The following is a 26,203-nucleotide window of genomic DNA, read 5'->3' on the forward strand; positions in this document are numbered from 1 at the left end:
GCGGGGTCACTTCCCGCCCCATCCGGACCTCCGGACGGGCGTTAAGTGACCCCGCGTTGCAGTTGGGTTGGGGGGGTTGGGGAACTACAGCTCCACTGTGTGGGTCTCGCCGACGCTCATGCGGCTGTGGGTGACCTTGGACTTGACCCACTGCAGCACGGTGGCCGCGGTGCCGCCGGGGCTCGTCCAGTATTCAGCGGAGTTCGAGTCAACGCGAAGCAGGACCACCTCGGGAGTGTCGGGTCCGTCCGGGAACCACGCTTCAACGGCCTGGTTCCACAGTTCGCGGATCTTCGCCCGGTCCCGGACCACTTCCGCGGTTCCGGCGACTGACACCCATTCCGTTCGCTTGCCGAAGGACACGTTGACCCGCGGATCCGCGCCGACGTGGGCAACCTGGGAAGTTCCTTCCCCGGTGAAGAACCACATGTCGCCGTCGTCCTTGACGTCTTGGACGGCCAACGGCCGGCTGACCAGCGCGCCTTCTTCGTTGATGGTGGTAAACATTCCGATGTGGGAATGGTTGATGATGTCCGTGACCTTGCTGATGTTTTCGGTTTCCGGCATGCTGCCACCTCGTTCTGTCCGTGTGTTCCGTACCGTGCGTTCTGCTCTGTGTGCTTGGTGCACTGCGGGAAGATTCCCCTTGGACCAGCGTATTGGTAAGCGTGCTTACTTTCTACCCTGTTCCTGCGCCGACCCGCATCCGCGCGGCCTCGGCGTCACACTCCCCGGCGTCACAGTCCCCGGGCAAGCACCTGGCCCTTGAAGAACTCCGGCCGCACCCTGGCCATTACGAGCATGACCACCACGCCCAGCAGGATCACGCCCATGCCCAGGACGAACACCATGCCCACACCGCCCACGGATGATCCGGATCCGTATTCGGGGTCCATCGAGTCGTAGGCCGTCTTGAAGAACATGACCAGCAGGATCACGCCGCCCAGCAGGGGTGCCAGGAGCTTGAAGAAGAATGCCCGGGCGCTGCTGAACGCCACGCTCCGGAAGAACCAGACGCAGGCCAGGGCCGTAATGCCGTAGTAAAAGCAGATCATCATGCCCAGCGCCGTGATGGTGTCCCACAGGGCGTTCTCGGAGGTGGTCCTGGTGATGACATAGAACGCTGCTGCTGCGATGGCGGCGGCGATCGTGGCGTAACTCGGGGACTTGAACGCCGGGCTGACCCTGCCGAACGTCCGCGGCAGGGCCTTGTAGTGCCCCATGGACAGCAGGGTCCGCGCCGGGGAGACGAACGTCGACTGCAGCGACGCCGCCGAGCTGCTGAGGATGGCCAGGGACATCAGGATGGCGAACGGGCCCATCACCGGCCCGGACAGCACGGCGAAAATGCTGGACTGGTTGTCCGGGTTCCCGGTGCCCAGTCCGGTCTCGCCCACGCCGGCGAAAGACAGGGTGGCCAGGGCCGCCATCATGTAGATGGCCATGATGACGACGACGGTCACGGTCGCCGCCCGCCCGGGCGTCTTTTCGGGATTCTTAGTTTCCTCGTTCATGGTCAGCGTCACGTCCCAGCCCCAGTAGATGAAGATCGAGAGGGAAACGCCCGCCGCAAATGAGGAGAAGGAGTCCACGGCGAAGGGGTTGAACCAGTCAGGCGAAATAGCCGTGGCGTCAAAGGCGGAACCGTTGGCCACATGAAGGAAGGCGGAGACCGCGAACCAGCCGAGCACCAGCAGCTGGAAGCCCACCAGCACGTACTGGACGCCCTTGGTGGTTTCCATGCCCCGGTAGGAAATCCAGCAGGCAAGGGAGATGAACACCAGGGTCGTGGCGATGTTCAGCGGCAGGTTGGTGGTCAGCTCGGCGAGTTCGGGGTTGCCGAACAGCTGCGAGAGCATGAGGTAGAAGAAGTCGACGGCGACGGCCGCCAGGTTGGACAGCACGATGATGGTGGCGGCGATCAGCCCCCACCCGCCCATCCAGCCGATCCACGGGCCAGAGGCCCGCGTTGCCCACGTGAAGGAAGTCCCGGCGTCGGGCATTGAATTGTTCAGTTCGCGGTACCCGAGCGCCACCAGCAGCATGGGGATGAACCCCACGAGGAAAATCGCCGGCAGGTGCACGCCCACCTCGGACACCGTGGGACCGAGCGCCGCGGTGAGCGTGTACGCCGGGGCGATGCATGACACGCCGATCACCACCGCCCCGATCAGCCCCACAGACCCGGCCTTCAGGCCTTTTTCGCTGAGCGTCTTATACGATGCGTCCGCGCCCTGGGCGGCAGCGGCTCTAGTGCTCATGGGATTGCCTCTCCGGAAAGTTCATTCGTCGTTGAATGGGTGGGGAGCCGCGCCGGTCAGCCGACGGCGGCCGCGGCGTCGGCCAGCTCGGCCTCGCCGAACGCTGGGGTGCTGTGCGTTGCGGTGCTGCGGATTGCCGCCGCCGTCCCTGCTGCGGCCGCGATGCGGGCCGCCGTGAACTGGCCCATGCGGACGGCGCCGTCCACGTGCTGGTAGCCCTCGGCGGCGAGGTCGGAGGAGCACCAGTAGATGGGTCCGACCGGCGCATGCTGGTCCTTGCCGTAGCGGTGCAGGCCGCCGAGGTCGTAGCTGGAGGCGTACGCACCGCGGGTCCACTCCTCCGAGCCCCAGTCGGATTCGAAGTAGACCTCCGGTTCCAGCGCCTTCTCCCCCAGGAAGCCGGCGATGGATTCCAGGACGGCGCGCTTGCGGTCCTCCGCACTGAGTTCGAAGACGGCGTCGGCCTTTTCGTCCGAGATGAACCCCACCAGGGTTCCGCGCGAATCCCCGTGGTTGGTGTTGTCGTAGACCTCCTGCACCAGGGACCCTGCGCCGAAGCCGGTGCCGGACAGGCCGTCCTCGCGCCAGAACGGCGTGCCGTAAACGGCGTGCACCTTGATCACCAGGCCCAGCGACTGGTGCTGGTGCATCTGGTGCTGGCGGCGCGGCAGCGGCGGGTTAAAGGAGACGCGCGAGTACAGGTTGGGCGGCACGGCCATGATCACGAAGCGGGCGTTGACGGTGGCCCGCTCGGAAACGGCGGTGACGCGGTTGCCGGCGGTGTTTCCGCCGGCGGGGGTTGGCTCCCAACTGATGGTGCGCACCGGACTGTCAAGCACGACGTCGGCACCCAGTTCCGCCGCCTGCAGCAGGGACACCTGCTGCATTCCGCCGATCACGCGTTTGTCCAGGATGAAGTCCTCGTCCGTCAGGTGGGTGAAGGAGCCGGCGGAGGCGGCCATCAGCACTGCCTGCAGCGCGGAGAAGGCGTGGGCGGGCTTGGTCAGCATTCCCCCGGCGATGAACAGGCCGATGTTGTTGCAGGCTTCTTCATCGGCGGAGTTCTGGCGGAGCCAGTGGTGGAACGAAATGGTGTCCAGTTCCCGCGCCTTGGGGTGGGCCCAGGGCTCGGTGGGGCCGATTTCGGCGGCCAAGGCGTCGAGCAGTCCCGTGAGCTTGTCCATTTCGGAAGCCGTGGTGGCACTGACGGGGAAGGACTCCCCGGTGTAGCGGATGGGGGTCCCGTCCGCACCGATGTAGACCGACTCGCCGTCGCGGTAGCGGGAATAGGTCTCGAGGCCGAGCTCGTCCAGGAGCGCCAGCAGGGCCGTCTGGTCCGGCGAGACCCACTGGCCGCCGATTTCCAGCATGGCGCCGTCAACGGTGTCGGTCCAGGTGCGGCCGCCCACGCGGTCGCGGGCTTCCAGTACGGCAACGGTCAGGCCGGCCTTCTTCAGTGCACGGGCGGCGGTGAGGCCGGAAGGGCCGGCGCCTACGACGACGACGTCGCGGTCAAGATTCAGCATGATGTCCTCTCTGTGGCCGCCCGAGTGATGCGGACCACTAAATGAATGCCATTCATTTATGAAGACTATAGCGCTTTTGGCCTGCCCGCGGAAGAGGCTGATGGAATAATGCTGAGGACACCGCCCGCAGAAAGGCCAGCCATGCCGGCATCACCAGCCTCCCCCGGAAGCACAGCCCTCGGCGAACCGAGATCCGAGGCAGGACGGCGCCGGGCCGGCCGCCCGGTAGGCGGGGTCCTGGACAAAGCAGGCATCACGGCCGCTGCGCTGAAGCTCATTGAAAAGAAGGGCTACGACGGCCTCACCATGGCCGCGCTGGCCCGCTCACTGAACGTCGCCCCGTCGGCCCTCTACAACCACATGGAATCCAAACGCGACGTGCTGCTGCTGGTGGAGGACCACCTCGCCGCCCTGGTTGACGTGTCAGCCTTCGGCGCCGAGCGCTGGGAGGAAGCGGTCCGGAAGTGGGCGTGGAGCTACCGGGACGTGTTCTCGCGGCACACCCCGCTGATCCCGGTCATCGCGGTGCTCCCGGTGACGGACGCCCCGCAGACGCTGGCCATGTACGAGACCGTGAGCGCCGGATTCCGCGACGCCGGCTTCCCCGAAGAGCGGATTGTCTCGTCCATCGTGGCGCTGGAGTCGTTCATTTTTGGCTCGGCCTACGACGTCACAGCTCCGGCGGACATTTTCGACTCCGGCTCCATGGCCGACGCCACGCCCAGTTTCACCGGCGCAGTGCGAAGCCTGGCCGCGCAGGGGCATGAACGGCCGGCGGACGTGGCGTTCAGCCTTGGCCTTGAGGCACTGATTGCGGGGCTCGGGACGCTTCGCGAGGAACCGCCAGCGCCCGGGCTACGGAGTGTCTGACCGCCTCGCCGCACGGGCCTCGCCACGGCGGACATCAATCGTGGACGTGTTGCTGCTCGCCGTTGCCGTGGCCTGGGGTTCAACCTACTGGGTCGCCAAGGAGCTGGTCAGCCCGGACACCGTGCTGGCGGTGCTTGCCGTCCGAATGCTGCTGACCGCCGTCGCGCTTGGCCTGATCCTCGTCGCCCTGCGAAAACGGTTGAAGAGGACGGAGGCCGTGATCGGCGGCATTCTGGGCCTGCTCTTGTCCACAGTCTTTACGTTCGAAACCTTCGGCCTTGCGGCGACCAGCGCCACTAACGCCGGGCTCATCATCAGCCTGACTATCGTGATGACTCCCGTGCTGGAGACCGTGGTGGGCAAGCGGAGGCTGAGCGGGCTGTTCTACCTGGCCGCGGTCATCGCGGTTGCCGGCGTGTACTTCCTCGCCACGGGCGGCGCCTCGGCGTCCTTCGGCTTCGGGGACTTGCTGATCCTGCTGGCGGCCGTTGCGCGGGCGGTCCATGTGACGGGGATGCACCGGCTTTCGGCCGGACCCCGCATCGATTCACTGAATCTGACCTTCGTGCAGATGGCGACCTGCGGTCTCGTATTTCTCATCATGTCGGGCCTCTGGGGAGCACCGGTCGTGGCCTATGCCACAAGCATGGACGGGTCCGCCTTACTGCAAATGGCCTATCTCGTGATCGTCTGCACGGTGTTCCCGTTCTTCATCCAGATGTGGGCGGTGCGCAGGACTTCTCCAACCAGGGTGAGCCTCCTGCTCGGAACCGAACCGGTCTGGGCCGCAGTCATCGGCGTAACACTGGCCGGCGATGTCCTGGGCCCCCTCGGCATCCTGGGTGTGGTGCTCGTGCTGGCTGGCACCATGTGGGGGCAGCGGCTTGAACTCAAGACGCCGCCCGTGCCCCCGGCCGCCACGCGGCAGCGGGATAAAGTCCGCGATCCGGCGGTATGAGTGCAGGCGGCCGTGCATCCACATGCGGTTCACGCAGGGGTAATGTGGCCGAATGCCCGACCTCAGCATGACCATCAGACTCGCCGCCACCACTGATGCGGACGACGTCTGGCGTCTAGTTCAGGATTTCGCGTCGACGTCCCGGCCAGAGCGTGAGTCTTTTGACCTAACATTCCGTTCGCTGGTCGAGGCGCCCCATACCCTCGTTCTCGTAGCCGAGCACAGTCCCGGATCGGTTGTGGGCTATCTGTTGGCCCACAGCCCCGCCACGTTTCTTGCCAATGGCCCTGTTGCCTGGGTCGAGGAGGTCATGGTTGCCGAGCTGGCGCGCCGACAAGGCGTGGGACAGGCCTTGATGTTTGAAGTCGAGGCATGGGCGGAGTCGCAAGGTGCGGCCAACGTGTCGTTAGCTAGCCGGCGGGCCAGCGATTTCTACCTTGCCCTTGGGTACGCGGACGCTGCCACGTTCTTTAAGAAACACCTCAATTCCCGCTAGCGGCATCGAACGCGGTGGATTCATCTTTTCTGGCAGTTTCGACGGCGTGCTGCGCGGTCGCCAGCGCGCTGGCAGACTTACGGATCGAGGCCATGCGGAGACTCTCGGTGGCGGCGATGATGCTCTTTACTGTTTCAGGGTCTGCCTTGCCTGGCGAGCCGTGGTCGAACGGCGGTTTCGGGTCATATTCGATGGCCAGCTGAATCCTGCGCGCTTCGTCGTCGCCAAAGAGCTCCGCCGCCAACGTGAAGGCAAAATCAATCCCTGAGGTAACGCCAGCACCTGTGATCCGGTTTCTGTCGCGGACGACTCTTTCGGAGGTCGGGTGGACGCCGAAGTTTTCGAGCATCTGGAGGGACGCCCAGTGGCTGGTGGCTTGGTAGCCGGTGAGGAGCCCCGCCGCGGCAAGGAGGACAACGATTCTCAGTGGACCGGGCGGCATGATTTCAGACTATATGAGGGCGTGCGTCATCCAGCGCGGCTCGGCTAGCGGCTCGGTCCCGCCAGACAGCCGCCGCTCATTGTGGAGCTGCCGCCGGTTTGCCACCCTTGAGGCATGACCATGGAAGAGGTTATTGAATTCGTGAAAAGCTTCGACGGCGCACTCGCGGTCGTTCCCGCCCCGGGAGACGGCTCGCCCGAAATTGCCTGGGGCGATGCATTCTTCTATTACGCCCCGGACGGCACCATGCCCAAGGCGACCCAGCCGTTTGCGACCATCGTGACCAAGAACTACCCCGACGACGAGCGGTCACGCCTCGACCGGCCCGGAGCCTTCCGCGTGAACGTGGCTGCCGGGAAGCCTGCCTTCGTTGAGTGGACGGGCCATCAACCCGGCGATCCGGCGGAGGACGTTGATCCGGGTGTGGATGACAGGGTCATTGCACATCCCGTCTACGGATCACTGGGGTGGCTGGCCGTCGTCAACCCGGGGCCTTCGACATCCCAGACAGTGCAGAACCTGCTCCGTAAGGCCTACGAACTCGCCCGGTCCCGCTACGAACGCCGGATGGCTCTCTAGCTCCATGGAAGGTTCCACCATGTCCGATTGTGATCTCGCCGCCCTACGGGAACGAGCTGCCCACGGCGACCCCGACGCCATCGGGGAACTCGTTGAACTTGCCGCCGAGCGGGAGGATTTCGAGGAGCTGCGGCGCCTCGCAGACGGCGGCAGCCGGGATGCCGCGGACCAGCTCGTTGAGCTCGCCACAGAAAAAGAAGACCTGAACGAGCTGCGCCGCCTCTCCGCCGGCGGCAACACTGACGCGGCCGACGTTCTCACCGAGCTGGCCGAGGAAGCCGCCGAGGAATAGCTGGTTACGGAGCGGCATAGGCCTGCCCGTACCACGTGAGCACGCGCAGCGCCCTGAGGGTGTTCCACCTGCTCGGTCGCCCGTCGCATTCTTCCAGGGCGAAGTGGATCCGTCCGGGATGGGTGTTTTCCAGCAGCCAGGTGCCGTCGGGCTGCCGTTTCGAACGCAGCAGCTCGATGGCTTCGGCGAGGCGTTGGTCCGGAGCGCCGCCGGCGTCGCGGAAGTAGTCGAGGCCGCGGAGGACGTCGTAGAACCAGCGCGTCGGGTACGAGAACTGCAGCCAGTCCGTGTTGATCAGTTCGCCGGTGCTCTTGCGCCGGAGGAGTGCGCGTCCGAGCAGGTACTCCTCGCCGCGGTGCCGGGCCGCGACAGTTGCCGGCGTCCCGCCGGTGGTGCGCTCGTGTTCCAGCAGCCCTTCGAGCACGTTGATGGTGGTGGCGAAGGATGACCGTGTTGAGCCCCGTTCGGCCTCGCAGTTCCAGCCGCCGTCTGCGAGCTGCTCGCCGAGCAGCCGGGCGACCACGCCGTCGACGTCTTCGCCGAAGTAGGCACCGAGGCCCACCGTCATGCCGTTGATGCAGGGCTCCACTTCCCCGTCGAAGAACGGCTGATCGCCTTCCTCCCAGCGACTGTTCTCCCGGACGAGTTTCACCGCGCGGCGGGCCTCTTCGCTGCCGGGCTCGAGCCCGAAGTCACGCAGCAGCAGCAGGCTGTAGGCCGTCGCGGTCCAGGGCTGTCCGACCTCGGATTCATCGAACGGCGATGGGAAGTAGGTGCCCCCGTCCCACTGGCCGTCGGTGCCTTGCAGCGCGAGCAGCCGGGCACCCCAGCCCTCGCTGGCCACACGTTCCCGCTCAGCGTGTACAGCCTCCGCCGGCGCATCCGTGAGGTCGCGAAGGACCTGCCAGCGGATCGAAGGGTCAGAGTCGAGTAGCCAGTCCAGGACCTCCATCCCCTCAAAATACACGCGCTCAAAGGAAAGGGCGACGGCCGCCATAGACCGCTGGCCGTCGCCCTTGTCCTTCGTGCAGTACCTTCCGGTCTGTGCTCCGGGAGTCTCAGGACCGGAGAGTCAGGAGAAGCGCCCCGGCCGGAAGGTCGCCAGCATCGGATGCCGGTTTCCGGTCAGGATTTCCCCCGCGAGAAGTTCGCCCGCGATGAGGCCGAGCGTGGCTCCGGAGTGCGTGAACGCCACGAAGCAGCCCGGCGCCTGGCCCAGTTCGCCCAGGACGGGCTCGCCGTCGCCCGGGATGGGCTTGTAGCCGATCTTCCAGGACGCCGGCTTGAGCTCGGGGTTGCCGGCAATGAGCTTGGACGCTTCGTCAGCGAGTTCCTGGACCACCTCATCCGGAATGCTGAACGTCCCGTCTGCATGCTCAGTCATGCTCCCTTCATACCAGTCGTGGTCGAGGGCGAAGGTGCTTCCCGGGTTGGGGCGGACGGCGGCCCGGGGCGTGTTCATCACGGCGGCAACCTCGTGCTCCACGGGCTTGGTCACCACCAGCATGGAGACAGGGGACGCGTTCGGAATCTCGACGCCGAGCGGCGCCACCACGGCGGGTGTTGCGGCCCCGCAGGCGACGAGAACCGCATCGGCTTCGTAGATCTCACCAGCCGCCGTCTCGACGCCGGCGGCCCGGCCGCCGTCGACCGTTACGGACGCCTTGCCGGCGTTGAGGACCAGCTCACCGCCGCGGGCGTGGAACTCCGCCATGAGGAAATCCACCAGGTCCGGCAGGCTGACCCAGCCCTCGCCCGGGTTGAAGATGGCGTTCTCCGGCACAGCGCCGGCATCGATGCCGGGCGTGACCGATGCAATCTCGTCCGGAGCCAGCAGTTTGGAGTCATAGCCCACAGACCTCTCGTAGGCGTGGCGGGCCTCCGTGACAGCCTTTTCCCCGGCTGCGTTCCACATGAGGCCGCCGCCAAACTGCAGCCATTCCCGGCTCGGATCGGCTGCGAAAAGCGTGCGGTAGCGGTCGACGCCGGCGAGGCGCAGCAGGTGGTACGGCGTGGACCGCTCCCCCGCGGAATTCAGCCAGGAGAGTGAGCGGCCGCTCGCTTCACTCGCAAGACCGGTTTCGGTCAGCAGGACCACCGAGGCGCCTCCGCGGAGCAGGTGGACGGCGGTGGAGACTCCGAGGATGCCGCCGCCGATGACGGCGACGCGTTTGGTTGAAGCTGTGGAGGACATACGTCTCCCCTTTCTAATGGTGTGTGGGGTGCTTTGGCCGCGCGAAGCTCGCGCGCGGCTACGCGAACGCGTGGATTTTTTCGATGATCCTGAGGACTTGGACGGACTCAGCGGGGTCGACGGGGAGCGGCCCCTCCCCGCGGAGGCAGCCCGCGAGCTCGGCGTAGAACCGGGGATAGGCACCGGTCTGGGCCGGCACGGGCACGGAGGCGCCGTCGGTGCCGAGGACTCCCCATGAGTCCTCGGGATCGACGCCGTAGGCAGGATCCGACGGCGTGATCCCGGCCGCGAGGGCCGGTTCCTGGCTGTCCAGGCCCCACTTGGTGTAACCGGCCGCGGACCCCAGGACATGGAAGCGCGGGCCTGCCTGGGCTGCCATGCCGTTCATCCACAGCCTGGACCGGACCCCGGATTCATGAAGCAGGGACACGAAGGCCTCGGTGTCGGCGCCTTCGGGGCGGGGTGCGTGATTTGCCGTCTCCCCGTAGCTTTCCGCCACGGGCCCGAAAAGCTGGATGGCCTGGTCGATCAGGTGGGCCCCGAGATCGTGGAGAATGCCGCCGCCTGCTGTGAGGGTGGCAGTGTCGCGCCAGTTGCCGAAGCCTTCCGGCCGCCACCATTCAAAGCGCGACTCAAAGGTTCGGACTTCACCCAGGGCGCCCTCCCGCACGAGCTTCCGGAGCGTCAGGAAGTCCGCGTCCCACCGGCGGTTCTGAAACACCGTCAGCTGCACGCCGCCGTCGGCCGCTTGGGAGATGAGCTCGTCGCCGTGGGCCGACGCCGTGACGAACGGCTTGTCCACCACGACGTGGAGGCCGTGGGAAATTGCGGTTGAGGCGAGATCGACGTGGGTTGCCGGGGGCGTCCCGAGGACCACAAGATCAAGGTCCCCGGCCATGGCGAACAGCGCCTCCGGCGTCGGGACGATCCTGGCCTCGGGGTAGCGCCTCGCCGCTTCCGCGGCCCGCTCGGGATCCGCCGTCACGATCACATCCAGCGAATAGTCGCCATCCGCGTTGATCAGCGGCGCATGGAAGACCCTGCCCGAGATCCCGAATCCGACGACGGCGGTGCGGATGGGTCCGTCGGTCACCGTCCTCATTACAGCACCTCCGACAGGAAGCGCTGGAGCCGTTCGCTGCGGGGATTGTCGAAGAGTTCGGCCGGCGTGCCGGCCTCCACCACTTCGCCCTCGTCCATGAAGACCACCTGGTCGGCGACTTTGCGGGCGAAGCCCATTTCGTGCGTGACCACGAGCATGGTCATGCCGCGCTTGCCGAGGCCCGCCATGAGGCCCAGCACGCCCTTGACCAGTTCCGGGTCCAGTGCGCTGGTGGCTTCGTCGAAGAGCATCACTTCGGGTTCCATGGCCAGTGCCCGCGCGATGGCGACGCGCTGCTGCTGTCCGCCGGAGAGGTCCCGGGGCCGGTGGTCTGCGCGTTCGGCGAGGCCCACTTCGGCGAGGCGGCCGCTTGCGTGTTCCCTGGCCTCGGCCTTCGACATTCCCTTGACGCTCCAGAGCGCCAGCGCAACATTCTCCAGTGCCGTGTGGTCCGGAAAGAGGTTGAAGTGCTGGAAGACCATGCCGATCCGGGCACGCAGGATATCCGGCTTGACCTTCAGGGCGCTCTCGCCGGCCAGCAGCACGTCCCCGCTCTTGGGTTCATGCAGGCGGTTGACCCCGCGGAGCAGCGTGGACTTGCCCGAACCGGACGGCCCGATGATGCACGTGGTGGTGCCGGGGGCCACGGTGAGGCTGACGTTGCGGAGCACTTCGATGTCCCCGTATGCCATGGTCAGGTTCTTCAGCTCCAGGCTGGAGCCGTGGAAGGTGCTGGCGTCCGCGGCGGCGGTGTTGGCGGTGTTGCTTGCGAGGCTCATGTGTTGCTCCCGGTGATCAGCGGCGAGGCCGCATCGAGTTCCTTGACTTCGTTCAGCCCGCTGCTGGGCGCGGACGGCCGGCGCCGGCCCGTCCGGAAGCGGTTGTCGAAGTAATTCACCAGATGCGTGAGCGGCACGGTGATGATGAGGTAGAAGATGCCCGCCATGACCAGCGGCGAGAGGTTGCCGGAGAGCACGGCGGCGTCCTGGCCGACGCGGAACAGCTCACGTTCGCTGACCAGCAGGCCCAGGAAGTAGACGAGCGAAGAATCCTTGACGATCGCGATGAACTGGTTCACCAGGGCAGGCAGCACCCTGCGGATGCCTTGCGGTACCACCACGAGGGCCATCGACTTGGCGTAGCTCATTCCGAGCGCGCGGCACGCCTCGCCCTGGCCCTTGTCCACGCTGAGGATGCCGGCACGGAAGATTTCGCCGATGTAAGCGCTGGCGATCAGGCTCAAGGCGATGATTCCCAGCGGGTACGGCGACGGCCCGAAAATCGACTGGCTCAGGCGGGCGAACCCCTGGCCGATCAGCAGGATAGTGAGGATCGCGGGAAGGCCGCGGAAGAGATCGGTGTAAATCCGGGCGGGAACCCTCAGCCATTTGGACGGGGAAATGCCCATGATTGCCACGATCATGCCCAGCACCAGGCCGATGATGGTGGCCGCGACGGAAATGATCAGGGTGTTCAGGAGGCCCACCCCGAGGAGCTGGGGCAGCACTTCGGCCATTGCGCCGAAGTCGAAAAACGTGCGGATGATGGTGTTGAGCCAGTCCATGGTTGCTCTCAGACGTAGTTAGCTTGTGAATCCCGGGCAGGCCGCGTCCGGCGGCCTGCCCGGTGGTGAGCCGGTTGGCTTGGTGCCCGGCGGCGTATGCGCCGGGCTTGCTACTTGCTCGGCGTCGGCGAAGCGGTCTGCTCCGCCTTGGGCAGGTACTGCTCCGGCATCGGCGAGCCCGGGAACCACTTCTGGTAAAGCTTCTTCCAGGTGCCGTCCTCCATTGCTGCGGCCAGTCCCTTGTTCAGGGCCTCCTTGAAGGCGGTCTTGCCCTTCGCGACGGCGAACCCGGCGGGGGCGTCGAAGGACGGGATGTCCGCAGCGCTCACCAGGCCGTACTGCTCCTGGTAGGCCTTGGCTGCCTCGTAGTCCAGGAAGTGGGCGTCCACGGCGCCGCTGTTCACGGCGGAAATTGCCGTGTTGTTGTCCGGGAAGCGGACCAGGTTGGCGGACGTGAAGTTCTTGACCGCGTAAGCCTCCTGAAGCGTTCCCTGGACTACGCCGAGGCGCTTGCCGGACAGGCCGTCGGCGTCCTTGATGCCGGAGGTCTTGGTGGTGATGACTGTAAGGTAACCGGCGAGGTAGCCCTCGGAGAAGTCAACGGTTTCCTTGCGCTTGTCGGTGATGCCGATGGCGGCCACACCGACGTCGAACTGGCCGTTGGCCACTGCGGCGAGCAGGCCGGAGAAGTCCTGCCCGGTGAAGACCACATTGTCTACGCCGGCGCGGTGGGCCACGTCCTTGAACAGTTCAACGTCGAAGCCAGTGAAGTTTCCCTGGGCGTCGGCGAAGGTGTAGGGCTTGGAGTCGCCGAGGCTCGCGACCCGTATGGTGCCCGGTTGAATCAGGCCGTACGGGTTGTCAGCCGGCGCAGAAGATGCCGACGAGGACGCGCCGCAGCCCGAGAGTGCGAGCACAGCCGCCAAGGCTGCTGCAGCCACGGCTGCCGGGCGGAAGTTCAGTTTGATCACAGCGTTGTCCAATCGTTGGAGGGAGAGCGGTGCTGTCAGGGCCGCCGGAGGAGGTTCTCGATGAATCACTCTTGCTGAGTCCGGTCTCAGTCCCTAGGATTGAGACCGGACTCACATCGATTGATTGAAATGTAGCCGAAGCTAAATCAGGCGTCAATAGCCCTCCCGAAAGGTGAACATGAGCAGTGACGGAGCCAGACGGCGCGACGTAACGGTTGCCGACGTCGCAAAAGCCGCCCAAGTGTCCAAGGCGCAGGCAGCCCGCGCCTTGGGAAACTATGGCGCGGTTAGCGACGACGTTCGGGAGCGCGTCCTGGCCGCGGCGGAAGAGCTGGACTACCGGCCCAATGAGCTCGCCCGCAGCATGAACACGGGGAAATCGAACACCATAGGCGTGGTGGTGGGAGACATCGAAAACCCACACTTCGGCCTGGCCACGAGGGGCATCTCGGACACGGCGAAGAAGAGCGGATTCAACGTCATCCTGATCAACACGGACGAGAATACGGCGGCCGAAGTGGACGCCGTGCGGGTCCTTCTGGACAAGCGCGTGGACGGCCTCATCGTGGCTCCCGCGTCATCGGTGGAAACACAACATTTACAGCGGGTTCACGATTCCGGGCGCCCGCTGGTCCTGCTGGACCGCTCTGCGGAAGGGCTTGCCGTCGAGACGGTCGCCGTCGACATGGCGGGCATCTCCTATGAGTCCACCCAATACCTCATCAAGGCAGGCCACCGCAGGATCGCCTTTATCTCCACGTTGCGGACTGACGCCGCCTACGGCGACGGCGCGAGGCTCGACTCCTCGCAGATCTCCGACCGACTGGACGGCATGCGGCGCGCCTTCGAGGACGCCGGGCTGCCGACCCCCGGAGACCTCGTGCGGCTCAATGCCGGCGATGCCGAGTCCATCCGGAACATCACCCGGGAGGTCCTCCTGCAGCCTGACCCGGCCACCGCCGTCGTCGCCTCTGACGGCCTCATCGCCCTCAGCGTGGTGGAAACCATTCAGGAACTTGGCCTCGACATTCCGGGCGATGTCTCGTTCCTGATGTACGACGACTTCGCCTGGACCCGCCTGACCACACCGCCCCTGACGGTCATCGCGCAGCCGGTCTATGACATGGGCGCGGCCGCCGCGGCCGCCCTGATCCGGCAGATCGAGGGCCGCGCACCCCGCGGAGCACGGCCGGAGTTCAGAGCGACACTCATCCGCCGCGGCTCCGTCGGTGCGGCTCCGGCGCCGTCAAAGGGGCGTCTGGCAGTTCAGGCAGGGTAAAGGCCCGACCTGGCGCCGCCCGGCACCGCGCCATCCAGCCACGGCGCGCCGTTCATCCCGAAACGTCTAATCGCCCTGTTCGTTGATGGCCTCGAGCACGCGGTGCAGCGCCGGGTTGCGGGAGTTGCGCATCCAGATGGCGTGGAGCTCCACCGGATCCACCTCGAAGCCGCCCAGCTCGAGGTATTCCACCCCGTCAATGCCCAGGACGGTTGCCGACTGGGGCACGAGCGCCACGCCGCGTCCCGCCGCAACGAGGAAGATCATGGTCAGGATCTGGCTGACGGTGTGCACGAACGTCCGGTGCGAGGACACCAGGCTGACCACCAGGTCGTAGAAATAGCGCGCCTGCGTGGGTGAGTGCATGATGAGGTCCTCACCGTGCAGGTCCTCCGCGGTCAGCTGCCGGTCCAGTTGCGTCAGGCGGTGACCTGACGGAACTGCCACCATGATCGGCTCCCGGTACAGCAGGCGGGAATCGAACAGCTCATCATCGAACGGCGGACGTGCCAGCCCCAGGTCGATGTCGCCGTTGATGAGCGCCGACGTCTGGTCCTTGGTGACCATCTCCCTGAGGTCGATATCCACATCGGGCAGCGCTCCGGAGATTTCGTTCAGGAGGGCGCCGAGGAGCCCGAACGTGGACGCGGCGGTAAATCCGATCCGGACGGCACCGGCGGAGCCCGCGGATATCCGGCGCGCGAGACTCGGGGCGGCCTCGGCGAGCTCCAGCAGCTTGAGCGCGTCGGCCAGGAAGGCCGTGCCGGCGGCGGTCAGGGTGACACCGCGGTTGTCGCGGTCAAACAGCTGCACCCCAATGGCCTTTTCCAGTTTCTGGATCTGCCGGCTCAAGGGCGGCTGGGTCATGTTCAGGCGAGCGGCGGCGCGGCCAAAGTGCAACTCTTCTGCGACGGCCACGAAGCCGCGGAGCTGGTCCAAGGAATACATAATACCGTGAGGGTATCACGCAATGCATAAATGCACTTGGACATGCATGGCAGACCGACTCTAGTCTTCATTAGCAGCCTTCGGAGTGACGGAGCTCACGGACGTACGTTTTCCGCTCCCCAGCGGCGAATATTCAAAGGAGAATTATGACCAAGTCGGCATTCACACGTCGGTCCATCCTGGCCACGGGGTCTGGCCTTGCCCTCGCGCTGGCATTGACCGCGTGCGGCGGCAACGTGGCGGGCACCAGCTCGGCAGCAGACGCCAGCAAGTTCCCTGCAGGCCCGGTCACCCTCACCATCGGCGCCGATCCGGGCGGCAGCACCGACCTGATCGGCCGCGCACTGGCTGAGAACGCCAGCGGCCCGCTCGGGGCTCCCATCCCCGTCGTCAACAAGCCGGGCGCGAACGGCGCCCTGGCCACCAAAGAAGTTGGCGGCGCGAAAGCGGACGGGCAGACGCTCGTCATCCTGAACGCCTCCCTGTTCGCCATCACGCCGCTGGCCGTCTCCGCCGGCGAGACGGTCAAGATCGAAGACTATGAGGTCATCACGGGAATTTCCCAGGATGACTACGTCCTGGTCTCCAATGCGGGCTCAGGCATGAAGACCATGGACGACCTGACCAAAGCGGGCAAGAAGTTCAACTTCGCCACCACCGGCGTCGGAACCGGCAGCCAGCTGGCACAGGCTCTGCTGTTCAAGCAGGCAAAGATCGACGGCACCGACGTTCCGTTCGACGGCGGCTCCCCCGCCATGACGGCGCTCCTGGGAAACCAGGTTGATCTGGCCACCATCCAGCTCGCCGAGGCCATGCCCCAGATCAAGGCCGGCAAACTTAGCCCGATCGTGGTCTTCTCGAAGGAACGCAACCAGTACCTGCCGGACACCCCCACCGCTGTCGAAGCCGGCTATGACGTCCCGGTCTCCCAGTTCCGCGCGGTGGCCGCGCCCAAGGGCACCCCCGAAGCCGTCCTGACCAAGCTGCGTGAGTCCTTCAAGAAGGCGTTCGAATCCGACGCCTACAAGGCCTTCAACAAGCAGAACCTCTTCACCGCAGCCGAGATCGACGGCGGCCAGGTCGCCAAGGACTGGTCAGCCAACGCGGCCAAGTATAAGGAACTGACCCAGAAGTACGACGTCGATCTGGGCGGCGGCAAGTGATTTCCGCATCAAATAAGGAAGCCTCTTCCGACGGCAGCGCCAACCACGCTGCCGCCGGGAACGGCCCTTCTCCCACAATCGCCGACGAGCTCCCCGAACCGCTGACTGCCGAACAGCTGGCCGCGGAATGGGATGAGGAACGGCCCCCGGACGCCGGTCCCCTCGCCAACGTGGCCGCGGCCGTGGCCACCGCCGCTCTTGGCGCCGCAGGCCTGGCCATGTCAGTGGCCATGGGCCTTGGCAGCCCCGAAAAGCCCGAACCTGGGCTGTGGCCGTTCATCATCAGCCTTGTCATGATCGCCATGTCAGCGGCCCTGCTCGTTTTCGGGCGGAAGAAGCTGGACGCCGAAGCCTTCTCGGGGTCAAGCTGGCAGGTTGCCGGCGGAGTAGCGACGCTGGTCGGGTTCGTCCTGGTGGTCGGGGTGGCTGGCTTTGAGATCCCCACCCTGCTGCTGACCTTCGTCTGGTTGAGATTCCTGGGCAAGGAAACCTGGCGGATGTCCATCATCCTCAGCCTCGCCGTGACAGCGGCCTTCTACCTGATCTTCGTCGTGGCGCTTAGCGTGCCCATCCCACATCTGTTCTAGGGAACCTCATGGACTTTCTTGCACCGGTCATCAACGGTTTCGGCGTCGTGCTGGAACCGATGAACCTCCTCTACTGCCTCATCGGCGTCGTCATCGGAATGCTCATCGGCGTACTGCCAGGCCTGGGCCCGGCAGCGACCATCGCCATCCTGCTCCCGCTGACGTACGGCGTCGAGCCCGTGACAGCCATCATCATGCTGTCCGGCATCTTCTACGGGGCCCAGTACGGCGGAACCATCACGTCCGTGCTCCTCCGGCTGCCCGGCGAAGCATCCTCGGTGGTGACCGTCTTTGACGGCTACGCCCTGGCCCGTCAGGGAAAGGCCGGCACCGCCCTCGGCATCGCGGCCATCGGCTCCTTCTTCGGCGGCACCGTCTCGATCATTGGACTGACCCTTCTGGCACCCGTCGTCGCCGGATTCGCCCTGGATTTCGGACCGCCGGAGTACACCGCCCTGGCCATGCTGGGCATCCTTCTGGTGGCAACGGTCAGCAACGGCAGCAAGCTGAAATCCATCATCGCCGCGTCGCTTGTGCTGCTCCTGGCCACGGTCGGCCGCGACACGTTCACCGGCGAGTCACGGTTCACGTTCGATAACCTGTCCCTCGCCGACGGCCTCGACTTCGTACCGATCGCCATGGGCATTTTCGGCCTGGGTGAAATCCTGTACAACCTCGAGGAACGGCACAACAAGGTCCAGGCGCCGGCCAAGGTGGCAAACGTCTGGCCCTCCCGCAAGGACCTGAAGGAATCGTCCGGCGCAATCGGCCGGGGATCCCTATTGGGCTTCTTCCTCGGGATCCTGCCGGGCGGCGGCGCAACCATCGCCTCACTCGCGGCTTACGCCATGGAAAAGAAGCGGGCCAAGAACCCCGAACGCTTCGGCCGCGGCGCAGTCGAAGGTGTCGCCGCACCGGAAAGCGCCAACAACGCCGCCGCGACGTCCTCGTTCATTCCGCTGCTGACCCTGGGCATTCCCGCCAACGCCACCATGGCTATCATCTTCGGTGCGCTGCTGATCCAGGGCGTCACGCCGGGGCCCCAGCTCGTCCAGGACGATCCGGAGCTTTTCTGGGGCGTGGTCAACTCGATGTACATCGGCAACATCCTGCTGCTCATCATGAGCATCCCCCTGGTCGGCATCTTCGTGAAGATCCTGCGGGTCCGGGCGGCCATCCTCGCTCCGATCACGGTGCTCATCACGCTGATCGGCGTCTACACCATCAACAACAGCATCTTTGATATCTGGCTGGTCATTGTCTTCGGCATCCTCGGATACCTGATGAAGAAGTTCGGCTTCGAGCCCGGTCCGCTGGTGCTGGCCTTCGTCCTCGGCTCCCTCCTCGAGGAAAACCTGAGGCGCTCCCTCCTCCTCTTCGGAGGCGACCCCGCCGGCTTCATTGGCCGGCCCATCTCCGGCGTCCTGCTGCTGGTCTTCCTTGTGGTGATGCTTTTGCCGCTGCTCCAGAAGGCCTTCAAGAGGACCCGGACCACCGCACCCGCCGTCGAAGCCCGGCATGAAGAAAAGGAACGAGTATGACAATTCTGATCGGCTACCTGCCCACGCCCGAGGGCGAGGCGGCCCTTGAGGCAGGCATCGCCGAAGGCCAGCTGCGACGCGAGAGCATCGTCATCCTCAATTCACCACGCAAGGGAGCGCCCGTCGACGCCGCCCTCGCCTCGGTGGAACAGGTCACGGAGCTGCTGCGGCGGGCCGAAGTGGCCGGCGTCCAGGCAACAATCCGGCAGCCTGGCCACACCGACGACCTGACCGACGAGTTCATTGACATCGCCGACGAGATCGATGCCTCCCTGATCGTCATCGGTCTCCGCAGGAGGTCCCAGGTCGGAAAGTTCATCCTCGGGAGCCACTCCCAGCGGATCCTGCTGCAGGCGGACCGGCCAGTGCTGGCGGTCAAAGTCCGGGAAAGATCCTAACCCCACCCATTGCAGTCCCCGCCCGGCGTTGATTTCTCCGCCGCCGGGCTATGAAGCCAGGAGTCACCAGAGCCGTGAACCGCCCCCTCAGCCCCACCGGGCCACACCGCATCAAGGACATCGCCATCACCCCGGTGGCATTCAAGGATCCGCCCCTTCTTAACGCGGTGGGCGTGCACGAGCCCTTCGCGCTGCGGGCCATCGTGGAGATCACCACCGACACCGGTATCTCCGGCCTCGGAGAGACCTACGGGGATGCCCCGCACATTAGCCGGCTAAAACTCGCCGCTGCGGCCCTGGCCGGAACCGATGTCTTCAACATCAACGAGATGCGCCAGCGGGTCACCAGGGCCCTCACTGCCGACAACACCGTCGGCGGCCACGGGATGTCGGGAATGGTGACCGGTTCCAGCACCCCGGACCGAGTGCTGTCCCCTTTCGACGTTGCTTCCCTCGATATCCAGGGGAAGATCCTCGGACGTCCCGTGAGCGACCTGCTCGGAGGTGCGGTCCGGAGCGAGATCCCCTTCAGCGGATACCTCTTCTACAAATGGGCGGGGCACCCCGGCCACCAGGAAGACTCCTGGGGAGCCGCACTGGATCCCGCGGGAATCGTCCGGCAGGCCCGCCGCATGGTGGACGAATACGGCTTCACCGCCCTGAAGCTCAAGGCAGGAGTGTTCCCTCCCGAGCAGGAAGTGGACGCCATCAAGGCACTCCGGGCCGAATTCCCGGACCTGCCGCTGCGCATCGACCCCAATGCCGCCTGGACCGTGGACACGTCCATCCGGGTGGGCAAGGACCTAGACGGCGTGCTGGAATACCTGGAGGATCCCACTCCGGGCCTCGCCGGCATGGCCGAGGTGCGCCGCAACGTGTCCATGCCCCTCGCTACCAACATGTGCGTGGTCAGCTTCGGCGACGTGCCTCCGTCCGTTGAGGCCGGCGCCGTCGACGTCATCCTCTCGGACCACCACTTCTGGGGCGGCCTCCGCCGGTCCCAGTCGCTGGCCGGCATATCGGAAACCTTCGGCCTTGGATTGTCCATGCATTCCAACTCGCACCTGGGCATCAGCCTGGCCGCCATGGTCCACCTGGCCGCCGCCACGCCGAACCTGGACTACGCCTGCGATACGCACTGGCCGTGGAAGGAACCCGACGAGGATGTCATCGTGCAGGGACCCCTGGTCTTCCGCAACGGCGCCGTCGGCGTTCCCACCGCGCCCGGGCTGGGCGTGGAACTGGACCGTGAGGCCTTGGCACGCCTCCACGAGCAGTACATGAAGTCCGGCATGCAGAACCGAGACGACACGGGCTACATGCAGAGTGTCCACCCCGACTACGAGCTGGTAACCCCGCGATGGTGAATGACCGGACTAGTACGTTCACGGTGGACGGCCGGCCAACCCCGCAGCCAAGCAATGCCTAAAGGGTATCAATCAATACATAAATAGGCTTAGACAGGCATGAATTAGCTGCCTAGGCTGAAAAGGAACCACACCACCTCCGCCGCCCGCGGCGCCAACTCCAAGGACCATTCCGTGGCAAAATACTCACCCCAGGAACTCGCCAATGTCCTCAAGGAAGGACTGCTCTCCTTTCCGGTGACATCCTTCGACGCCCAGCTGCAGTTCGACGAAGAGAACTACCGCAAGCACCTGGCCTGGCAGGCCAGCTACCCGGTGGCGGGCCTCTTCTCAGCCGGCGGCACGGGCGAAGGCTTTTCACTCACCCCCTCCGAGTCGGCACGCGTGGTGCGTGCCGCCGTCGAGGAAGTCGGAAGCCTGGTTCCGGTCCTGGCGTCAGCGGGCGGATCCACGGCTCAGGCCATCGAAAACGCCAAAGCGGCCGAAGCCGCCGGGGCCGAGGGCATCCTGCTTCTCCCGCCGTACCTGACCGAAGCAGACCAAGGCGGCCTGATCGAGCACGTCAGCGCCATCTGCAAGGCGACATCGCTCGGCGTGATCATCTACAACCGCGCCAACGCGATCTACAAGGACACCACGGTGGCCACGCTGGCCGACCGCAACGAGAACCTGATCGGATTCAAGGACGGCGTGGGCGACCTCGAGCACGACGCCCGCGTCTACGCCAAGCTCGGCGACCGCCTGTTCTACCTCGGCGGCCTCCCCACGGCCGAAACCTTCGCGCTTCCGCTGCTGCAGCTCGGCATGAGCACCTACTCCAGCGCCATGTACAACTTCGTGCCGCAGTTCGCCCTCGACTTCTACCAGGATGTCCGCAACCAAGACCGCGCGGCCGTCAACAAGAAGCTCAACGAGTTCGTCATCCCCTACCTGGACATCCGTGATCGCGTGAAGGGCTACTCTGTCTCCATCGTCAAGGGCGGCCTCGACGCGATCGGCCGCTCGGCCGGCGGAGTCCGCCCGCCGCTGCAGAACCTGGCACCGCAGGACCTCGCCGACCTCAAAGCCCTCATCGCCACCGTTTCCTGATCCACCTGATCCACGTCTCCTAAGGAGGAACCACCGTGACCCTCACCGGACACTCCCTGATTGCCGGCCAGCCGGTCGCCGGCGAAGGCAAAACCGCCTTCGGCTTCGACCCCGCCAGCAACGAACAGCTCGCCCCTGCCTACACGCTGATCACCGAAGATCAGCTCAAGGCAGCCACCGCGGCTGCGGCGGAGGCCTTCGAGTCCTTCAGCACGCTGGACCCCGATACCCACGCCGCCTTCCTGGACGCAATCGCGGACAACATCGAAGCCATCGGCGACGATCTGATCATCCGCGCCGGCCGGGAAACCGGGCTGCCGGCTGCCCGTCTGCAGGGTGAGCGTGCGCGCACCACGGGCCAGCTGCGGCTGTTCGCCAACGTGGTCCGCCAGGGCGACTTCCGCGGCGTCCGGATCGATCCGGCCCTGCCGGGCCGGAAGCCCCTGCCGCGCGCCGACATCCGCCAGCGCCAGATCCCACTCGGCCCGGTGGCCGTGTTCGCCGCGAGCAACTTCCCACTTGCCTTTTCGACGGCGGGAGGAGACACCGCCTCGGCGCTCGCCGCCGGCTGCCCGGTGGTCTTCAAGGCCCACAACGCCCACCCCGGCACCAGCGAACTGGTGGGCCAGGCCATTGTGAAGGCCGTCGAGAAAATCGGCCTTCACCCCGGCGTGTTCTCCCTCATCTACGGGCCCGGCAGCAGCATCGGCCAGGCCCTTGTGGCGGATCCCGTCATCAAGGCCGTCGGCTTCACCGGTTCCCAGAGCGCCGGCATCGCCCTGATGCGTACGGCGGCCGCGCGCCCCGAGCCGATTCCCGTCTACGCCGAAATGTCATCGCTCAACCCGGTCTTCGTCTTCCCCGGCGCGCTGAACGGCTCCGCCGAAAAAATTGACGCGCTGGCCCAGCAGTACGTCACCGCCGTCACTGGCAGCTCAGGGCAGCTCTGCACGTCCCCCGGCCTCCTGTTCGCGCCCGCCGGTGAGGCTGGCGACAAACTTGCTGCCGCCGTCGGACGCGCCGTGTCCGCCTGCGCCGGCCAGACCATGCTGACCGAAGGCATCGCCGCGTCCTGGAACTCCGGCGCCGAGGCGCTCGGCGGCGCCCACAACGTCAGCGTCGTCGGAAAAGGCACCGAGGGTGCCACCGAGAACGCGCCGGCCCCCACCATCTTTGGCACCGATATCCCAGAGTTTGTGTCCAACGATGTGCTGCACGCCGAAATCTTCGGCGCGGCCAGCCTGGTGATCCGCTACTCCACGGCCGAGGAACTGATTGAGGCGACCAAGCGGATCGAAGGGCAGCTCACCGCTTCGCTGCAGCTCACCGAAGAGGACTACCCGACGGCGGCACGCCTGCTGCCGGCGCTCGAGCAGAAGGTGGGCCGCATCATCGTCAACGGCTGGCCCACCGGCGTCGAAGTGGGCCACGCCATGGTCCACGGCGGCCCCTTCCCCGCGACATCGGACACGCGCACCACGTCCGTGGGCACGCTGGCCATCAACCGCTTCCTCCGGCCTGTCGCCTACCAGAACCTGCCGCAGGAACTGCTGCCGGCATCGCTGCAGGACGCCAATCCGTGGCAGTTGAACCGCCGGATCGACGGCATGGTCGAAGCCGCAGCCGACGCAGAGGATGAGGTCAACGCATGAGCACGCAGCCCACCGTCACCCGCGTCGAAGTGGTCCCGGTCGCCGGCCACGACAGCATGCTGATGAACCTCAGCGGCGCCCACGGACCGTTTTTCACCCGGAATATCGTCATCGTGACCGATTCGGACGGCCGCACCGGCCTCGGCGAAGTGCCCGGCGGCGAGAAGATCCGCACTACCATCGAGGAGGCCGGGGCACTGATCACCGGCAAGCCGGTGGCGCGCTACCGGTCCCTGCTGCGCGACATCGCGGCCGAATTCGCCGACCGTGATGCCGGCGGCCGCGGCCTGCAGACATTTGACCTGCGCACCACCGTCCACGCAGTCACCGCCGTCGAGTCCGCGCTCCTGGACCTCCACGGCCAGTTCCTCGGCGTCCCGGTCGCCGAGCTACTCGGCGACGGCCAGCAGCGGACGTCGGTGCCCATGCTGGGCTACCTCTTCTTTGTCGGCGACCACAGCAGTACCGATCTGCCCTACCTCGTGGAGGACGCGCCGTCGGACCGGTGGGAGAAGCTGCGCCGCCAGGAGGCCATGACCCCCAAGGCAGTGGTTGCCTTGGCCGAGGCCGCGCAGGAACGCTACGGATTCAGCGATTTCAAGCTCAAGGGCGGAGTACTGTCCGGCGATGACGAGGTTGACGTGGTCACGGCGCTAGCCAAGCGCTTCCCCGAAGCGCGAGTCACGCTCGATCCCAACGGCGGCTGGCTCCTTGAGGAAGCCATCAGGCTCGGCAAGCGGATGCAGGGCGTCGTCGCGTACGCCGAGGACCCCTGCGGCGCCGAGGGGCGCTTCTCCGGCCGCGAAGTGATGGCCGAATTCCGCCGCGCCACCGGCCTGAAGACGGCCACCAACATGATCGCCACGGACTGGCGGGAGATGTCGCACGCCATCCGCAGCAACGCCGTCGACATTCCGCTGGCCGATCCGCACTTCTGGACGATGCACGGATCCGTCCGGGTGGCGCAGATGTGCCACGAGTTCGGCCTCACCTGGGGCTCGCACTCGAACAACCACTTCGACATCTCGCTGGCCATGTTCACCCACACCGGAGCCGCCGCACCGGGCGAGATCACGGCGCTGGACACGCACTGGATCTGGCAGGACGGCCAGGGCCTGACCAAGGAGCCACTGCAGATCAGGGACGGCGCCATCGAGGTTCCGGACGCCCCGGGACTCGGCATCGAACTGGACCGCGAGGCCCTGGACAAGGCTCACCAGTTGTACCTCAAGCACGGCCTCGACGCCCGGGACGACAGCATCGGCATGCAGTACTACATCGACGGCTGGTCCTTCGACCCGAAGCGACCCTGCCTGGTGCGGTAGAAAGTAACTAGTCCTTCCGCACGGCCGGGCCTCCCCCACATGAGGCTCGGCCGTTCGGCCACGTGTACACAGATAAATAGAAGGGCGCAGAGTGCTCGGCGTTGTCTCCGGAATACTCATCGTCTCCGCGGTCATCGCCGTCGGCTATCTGGCGGCCAGGCTGCGGATCCTGGGCCCCGAGGTCCAGGGCGCGCTCACCCGCACGGCCTTCTACATCACCAACCCGGCCCTGCTCTTCACGGTGGTGGCCGGCAGCTACGCCAACGCCAACAACATCGGCATTCCCGTGTCCCTCTACGCGGTGGGCACGGCCCAGCATGTGGCGCCGGTGCTGCTGGTGCAGATCCTTGTCATGGCCCCGTTCTACCTCACCGTCTTGGGGCTGGCAGGGGGCTCGAAGATTTCCTGGAGGCGGCTGCTGGTCCAGCCCTTCGCCAACCCGATGATCATCGCCTCCGGGCTCGGCGCCGCGGTGACACTGACCGGCTGGACGGCGCCGGATCTGCTGCAGAAGCCGATCGACATGCTGGCCGGCGGTGCAGTCCCCATGGTCCTGCTCGCCTTTGGACTGTCACTGGCCGGCAAGGCTCCCCTGCAGAAGGACGACGGCCGCACCGAAACGCTCGTGGCAACCTTCCTCAAGATCGCCGTGATGCCCCTCATTGTCTGGGTGCTGGGCCGCTTCGTCTTCGGACTCGAGGGGCAGCACCTGCTCGCCAGCGTGATCATGGCCGCGCTCCCCACCGCCCAGAACGTCTTTCTTTTCGCATCGCCCTACGGCCGGGGCATGAGCGTGGCCAGGGATGTCATCCTCTGCACCACGCTCCTCAGCGTGGGTGCACTGCTGCTGGTGGCGTGGGCTGTCGGATAGGTACTTGCTGTTGCAGGTACGGGGTCGGTGGATAGATAGGGCGCCCCTCCTAGCTGTCCTGGTTGGCAACCCTCCTTGCAGGCCGGCGCGGCTTAATTGTCTGACCCCTCTGGGAGAGTTTCCCTATGGAAGCCATTGGGGAATGCGCAGCGGGTTACGCCGCGGGCCGGGCGGTCACGCCGGGCCTTGGCGCGGTTGCCCTGCTGCGGAGCCGCCGGCTGCGCAGCGTTCCTGCTTCTGCCTTCCGCACGGATTGCGTGGCGTCCGACGGCGGTGCTGCCGCCGGCCGGTCTGTCACCGCTGCGTCGTTCACGGATTCAGCCTTCAGCGGCAGCGCGAGCGACTACCTCGAGTGCTGCCTGGTGCTGCTGGAGGCCGCCGTCGAATCCGCACCCGGTGAGCTGGCCCCGGCCGGTTTCGCGGAGGCCGCGGATTTCGCCGGGCTCGCCGAAGAGATCGCCCGCCGGGCCGAGCACCTGCAACTCCTCAGTGCGGGGGCCGTGGACCGGACCCGCACCGAAACGATCAACGCCGCCGGACCCGCAAGCAAAGCCGCCGGCTGGACCACCGGCTGGGGCCACGACACCGAAGCCGCGGATGACGACGGCACCGCCGCTGCTGGTGCCTCCAGCTCCGCCGCCGGTTCCGCGGGGCCAAGCTCCGCCGCCACGTGCTCTTCCGGCTCTGTCCCGGCGGTGTCGCCGGCCGATGACGGGTGCCGGAACACC

26 protein-coding genes and 1 pseudogene are annotated in these 26,203 nt (G+C 66.1%); 16 read left to right on the top strand and 11 right to left on the bottom strand.

Annotated features, from left to right (window positions below; translation table 11 throughout):
• Positions 1-84: 84 nt before the first annotated feature.
• From ABFP37_RS17450 to ABFP37_RS17460, 3 genes are all read right to left on the bottom strand, one after another.
• Entirely contained in the window at positions 85-567 is a 483-nt protein-coding gene (locus ABFP37_RS17450) for a pyridoxamine 5'-phosphate oxidase family protein (RefSeq protein WP_347034328.1), read from the bottom strand.
• Between the two features lie 170 nt (positions 568-737).
• Positions 738-2,261 (bottom strand): APC family permease, encoded by a 1,524-nt coding sequence (locus ABFP37_RS17455; RefSeq protein ID WP_347034329.1) that lies wholly within the window; start codon positions 2,259-2,261, stop codon positions 738-740.
• A 56-nt stretch (positions 2,262-2,317) separates the two neighbouring features.
• Positions 2,318-3,787 carry an NAD(P)/FAD-dependent oxidoreductase gene (locus ABFP37_RS17460; protein WP_347034330.1) on the bottom strand — a complete coding sequence of 490 codons (1,470 nt, stop codon included), beginning with the start codon at positions 3,785-3,787 and terminating at the stop codon, positions 2,318-2,320.
• A gap of 141 nt (positions 3,788-3,928) precedes the next feature.
• Between ABFP37_RS17460 and ABFP37_RS17465 the strand changes: the two genes are divergently transcribed.
• The 3 genes from ABFP37_RS17465 to ABFP37_RS17475 are packed head-to-tail and all read left to right on the top strand — an operon-like array spanning position 3,929 to position 6,111.
• Positions 3,929-4,657 carry a TetR/AcrR family transcriptional regulator C-terminal domain-containing protein gene (locus ABFP37_RS17465; RefSeq protein ID WP_347034331.1) on the top strand — a complete coding sequence of 243 codons (729 nt, stop codon included), beginning with the start codon at positions 3,929-3,931 and terminating at the stop codon, positions 4,655-4,657.
• Positions 4,650-5,615 carry a DMT family transporter gene (locus ABFP37_RS17470; protein ID WP_078028671.1) on the top strand — a complete coding sequence of 322 codons (966 nt, stop codon included), beginning with the start codon at positions 4,650-4,652 and terminating at the stop codon, positions 5,613-5,615. The genes ABFP37_RS17465 and ABFP37_RS17470 overlap by 8 nt, the downstream gene beginning before the upstream one ends.
• Positions 5,616-5,667: 52 nt before the next feature.
• Complete coding sequence (locus tag ABFP37_RS17475; RefSeq protein ID WP_347034332.1) at positions 5,668-6,111, top strand: GNAT family N-acetyltransferase; 444 nt, start codon at positions 5,668-5,670, stop codon at positions 6,109-6,111.
• Here the strand turns inward: ABFP37_RS17475 and ABFP37_RS17480 are convergent.
• The gene (locus ABFP37_RS17480; protein WP_078028673.1) at positions 6,098-6,553 is read right to left on the bottom strand and encodes a DJ-1/PfpI family protein; all 456 of its coding nucleotides are present in this window, start codon (positions 6,551-6,553) and stop codon (positions 6,098-6,100) included. The genes ABFP37_RS17475 and ABFP37_RS17480 overlap by 14 nt on opposite strands.
• Positions 6,554-6,667: 114 nt before the next feature.
• Here ABFP37_RS17480 and ABFP37_RS17485 point away from each other — a divergent pair, with 114 nt between their 5' ends.
• Both ABFP37_RS17485 and ABFP37_RS17490 read left to right on the top strand, forming a co-directional pair.
• A complete protein-coding gene (locus ABFP37_RS17485; protein ID WP_078028674.1) occupies positions 6,668-7,132 on the top strand; it encodes a DUF6194 family protein in 465 nt (154 codons plus the stop codon).
• A 19-nt stretch (positions 7,133-7,151) separates the two neighbouring features.
• A complete protein-coding gene (locus ABFP37_RS17490; RefSeq protein ID WP_078028694.1) occupies positions 7,152-7,424 on the top strand; it encodes a hypothetical protein in 273 nt (90 codons plus the stop codon).
• A 4-nt stretch (positions 7,425-7,428) separates the two neighbouring features.
• Here the strand turns inward: ABFP37_RS17490 and ABFP37_RS17495 are convergent, their stop codons facing one another.
• From ABFP37_RS17495 to ABFP37_RS17520, 6 genes are all read right to left on the bottom strand, one after another.
• Entirely contained in the window at positions 7,429-8,421 is a 993-nt protein-coding gene (locus ABFP37_RS17495) for a hypothetical protein (protein WP_260680938.1), read from the bottom strand.
• Between the two features lie 75 nt (positions 8,422-8,496).
• Entirely contained in the window at positions 8,497-9,618 is a 1,122-nt protein-coding gene (locus ABFP37_RS17500; protein WP_347034333.1) for an FAD-binding oxidoreductase, read from the bottom strand.
• Positions 9,619-9,676: 58 nt separating this feature from the next.
• Entirely contained in the window at positions 9,677-10,720 is a 1,044-nt protein-coding gene (locus ABFP37_RS17505) for a Gfo/Idh/MocA family oxidoreductase (RefSeq protein ID WP_078028676.1), read from the bottom strand.
• Positions 10,720-11,412: an amino acid ABC transporter ATP-binding protein gene (locus ABFP37_RS17510; protein WP_347034346.1), complete on the bottom strand. Its 693-nt coding sequence runs from the start codon at positions 11,410-11,412 to the stop codon at positions 10,720-10,722. The genes ABFP37_RS17505 and ABFP37_RS17510 overlap by 1 nt, the downstream gene beginning before the upstream one ends.
• An 83-nt stretch (positions 11,413-11,495) precedes the next feature.
• Positions 11,496-12,284 carry an amino acid ABC transporter permease gene (locus ABFP37_RS17515; RefSeq protein WP_078028678.1) on the bottom strand — a complete coding sequence of 263 codons (789 nt, stop codon included), beginning with the start codon at positions 12,282-12,284 and terminating at the stop codon, positions 11,496-11,498.
• Between the two features lie 110 nt (positions 12,285-12,394).
• Entirely contained in the window at positions 12,395-13,255 is an 861-nt protein-coding gene (locus tag ABFP37_RS17520) for an ABC transporter substrate-binding protein (protein WP_078028679.1), read from the bottom strand.
• Between the two features lie 178 nt (positions 13,256-13,433).
• Here ABFP37_RS17520 and ABFP37_RS17525 point away from each other — a divergent pair, with 178 nt between their 5' ends.
• Positions 13,434-14,534 carry a LacI family DNA-binding transcriptional regulator gene (locus tag ABFP37_RS17525; protein WP_347034334.1) on the top strand — a complete coding sequence of 367 codons (1,101 nt, stop codon included), beginning with the start codon at positions 13,434-13,436 and terminating at the stop codon, positions 14,532-14,534.
• 66 nt (positions 14,535-14,600) lie between these two features.
• Here the strand turns inward: ABFP37_RS17525 and ABFP37_RS17530 are convergent, their stop codons facing one another.
• Positions 14,601-15,473 carry a LysR family transcriptional regulator gene (locus ABFP37_RS17530; protein WP_347034335.1) on the bottom strand — a complete coding sequence of 291 codons (873 nt, stop codon included), beginning with the start codon at positions 15,471-15,473 and terminating at the stop codon, positions 14,601-14,603.
• 155 nt (positions 15,474-15,628) lie between these two features.
• Between ABFP37_RS17530 and ABFP37_RS17535 the strand changes: the two genes are divergently transcribed.
• The 10 genes and pseudogenes from ABFP37_RS17535 to ABFP37_RS17580 form a co-directional block, all read left to right on the top strand.
• Entirely contained in the window at positions 15,629-16,645 is a 1,017-nt protein-coding gene (locus tag ABFP37_RS17535; protein WP_347034336.1) for a tripartite tricarboxylate transporter substrate binding protein, read from the top strand.
• Positions 16,642-17,232 (top strand): tripartite tricarboxylate transporter TctB family protein, encoded by a 591-nt coding sequence (locus tag ABFP37_RS17540; RefSeq protein ID WP_347034337.1) that lies wholly within the window; start codon positions 16,642-16,644, stop codon positions 17,230-17,232. The genes ABFP37_RS17535 and ABFP37_RS17540 overlap by 4 nt, the downstream gene beginning before the upstream one ends.
• Before the next feature lie 8 nt (positions 17,233-17,240).
• A complete protein-coding gene (locus tag ABFP37_RS17545; RefSeq protein ID WP_347034338.1) occupies positions 17,241-18,773 on the top strand; it encodes a tripartite tricarboxylate transporter permease in 1,533 nt (510 codons plus the stop codon).
• The gene (locus ABFP37_RS17550) at positions 18,770-19,171 is read left to right on the top strand and encodes a universal stress protein (protein ID WP_347034339.1); all 402 of its coding nucleotides are present in this window, start codon (positions 18,770-18,772) and stop codon (positions 19,169-19,171) included. The genes ABFP37_RS17545 and ABFP37_RS17550 overlap by 4 nt, the downstream gene beginning before the upstream one ends.
• 74 nt (positions 19,172-19,245) lie before the next feature.
• Entirely contained in the window at positions 19,246-20,538 is a 1,293-nt protein-coding gene (locus ABFP37_RS17555) for a glucarate dehydratase family protein (protein WP_347034340.1), read from the top strand.
• Positions 20,539-20,712: 174 nt separating this feature from the next.
• The gene (gene kdgD / locus ABFP37_RS17560; RefSeq protein ID WP_347034341.1) at positions 20,713-21,627 is read left to right on the top strand and encodes a 5-dehydro-4-deoxyglucarate dehydratase; all 915 of its coding nucleotides are present in this window, start codon (positions 20,713-20,715) and stop codon (positions 21,625-21,627) included.
• Positions 21,628-21,662: 35 nt separating this feature from the next.
• Entirely contained in the window at positions 21,663-23,279 is a 1,617-nt protein-coding gene (locus ABFP37_RS17565) for an aldehyde dehydrogenase (NADP(+)) (RefSeq protein ID WP_347034342.1), read from the top strand.
• Complete coding sequence (locus ABFP37_RS17570; RefSeq protein WP_347034343.1) at positions 23,276-24,604, top strand: enolase C-terminal domain-like protein; 1,329 nt, start codon at positions 23,276-23,278, stop codon at positions 24,602-24,604. The genes ABFP37_RS17565 and ABFP37_RS17570 overlap by 4 nt, the downstream gene beginning before the upstream one ends.
• 91 nt (positions 24,605-24,695) lie before the next feature.
• Positions 24,696-25,475: an AEC family transporter gene (locus ABFP37_RS17575; protein ID WP_347034344.1), complete on the top strand. Its 780-nt coding sequence runs from the start codon at positions 24,696-24,698 to the stop codon at positions 25,473-25,475.
• Between the two features lie 125 nt (positions 25,476-25,600).
• A pseudogene (locus tag ABFP37_RS17580) lies at positions 25,601-26,203 on the top strand (hypothetical protein); the annotation flags it as partial.

It is taken from the genome of Burkholderia sp. RS01, assembly GCF_039748055.1.
Lineage (GTDB): Bacteria > Actinomycetota > Actinomycetes > Actinomycetales > Micrococcaceae > Arthrobacter.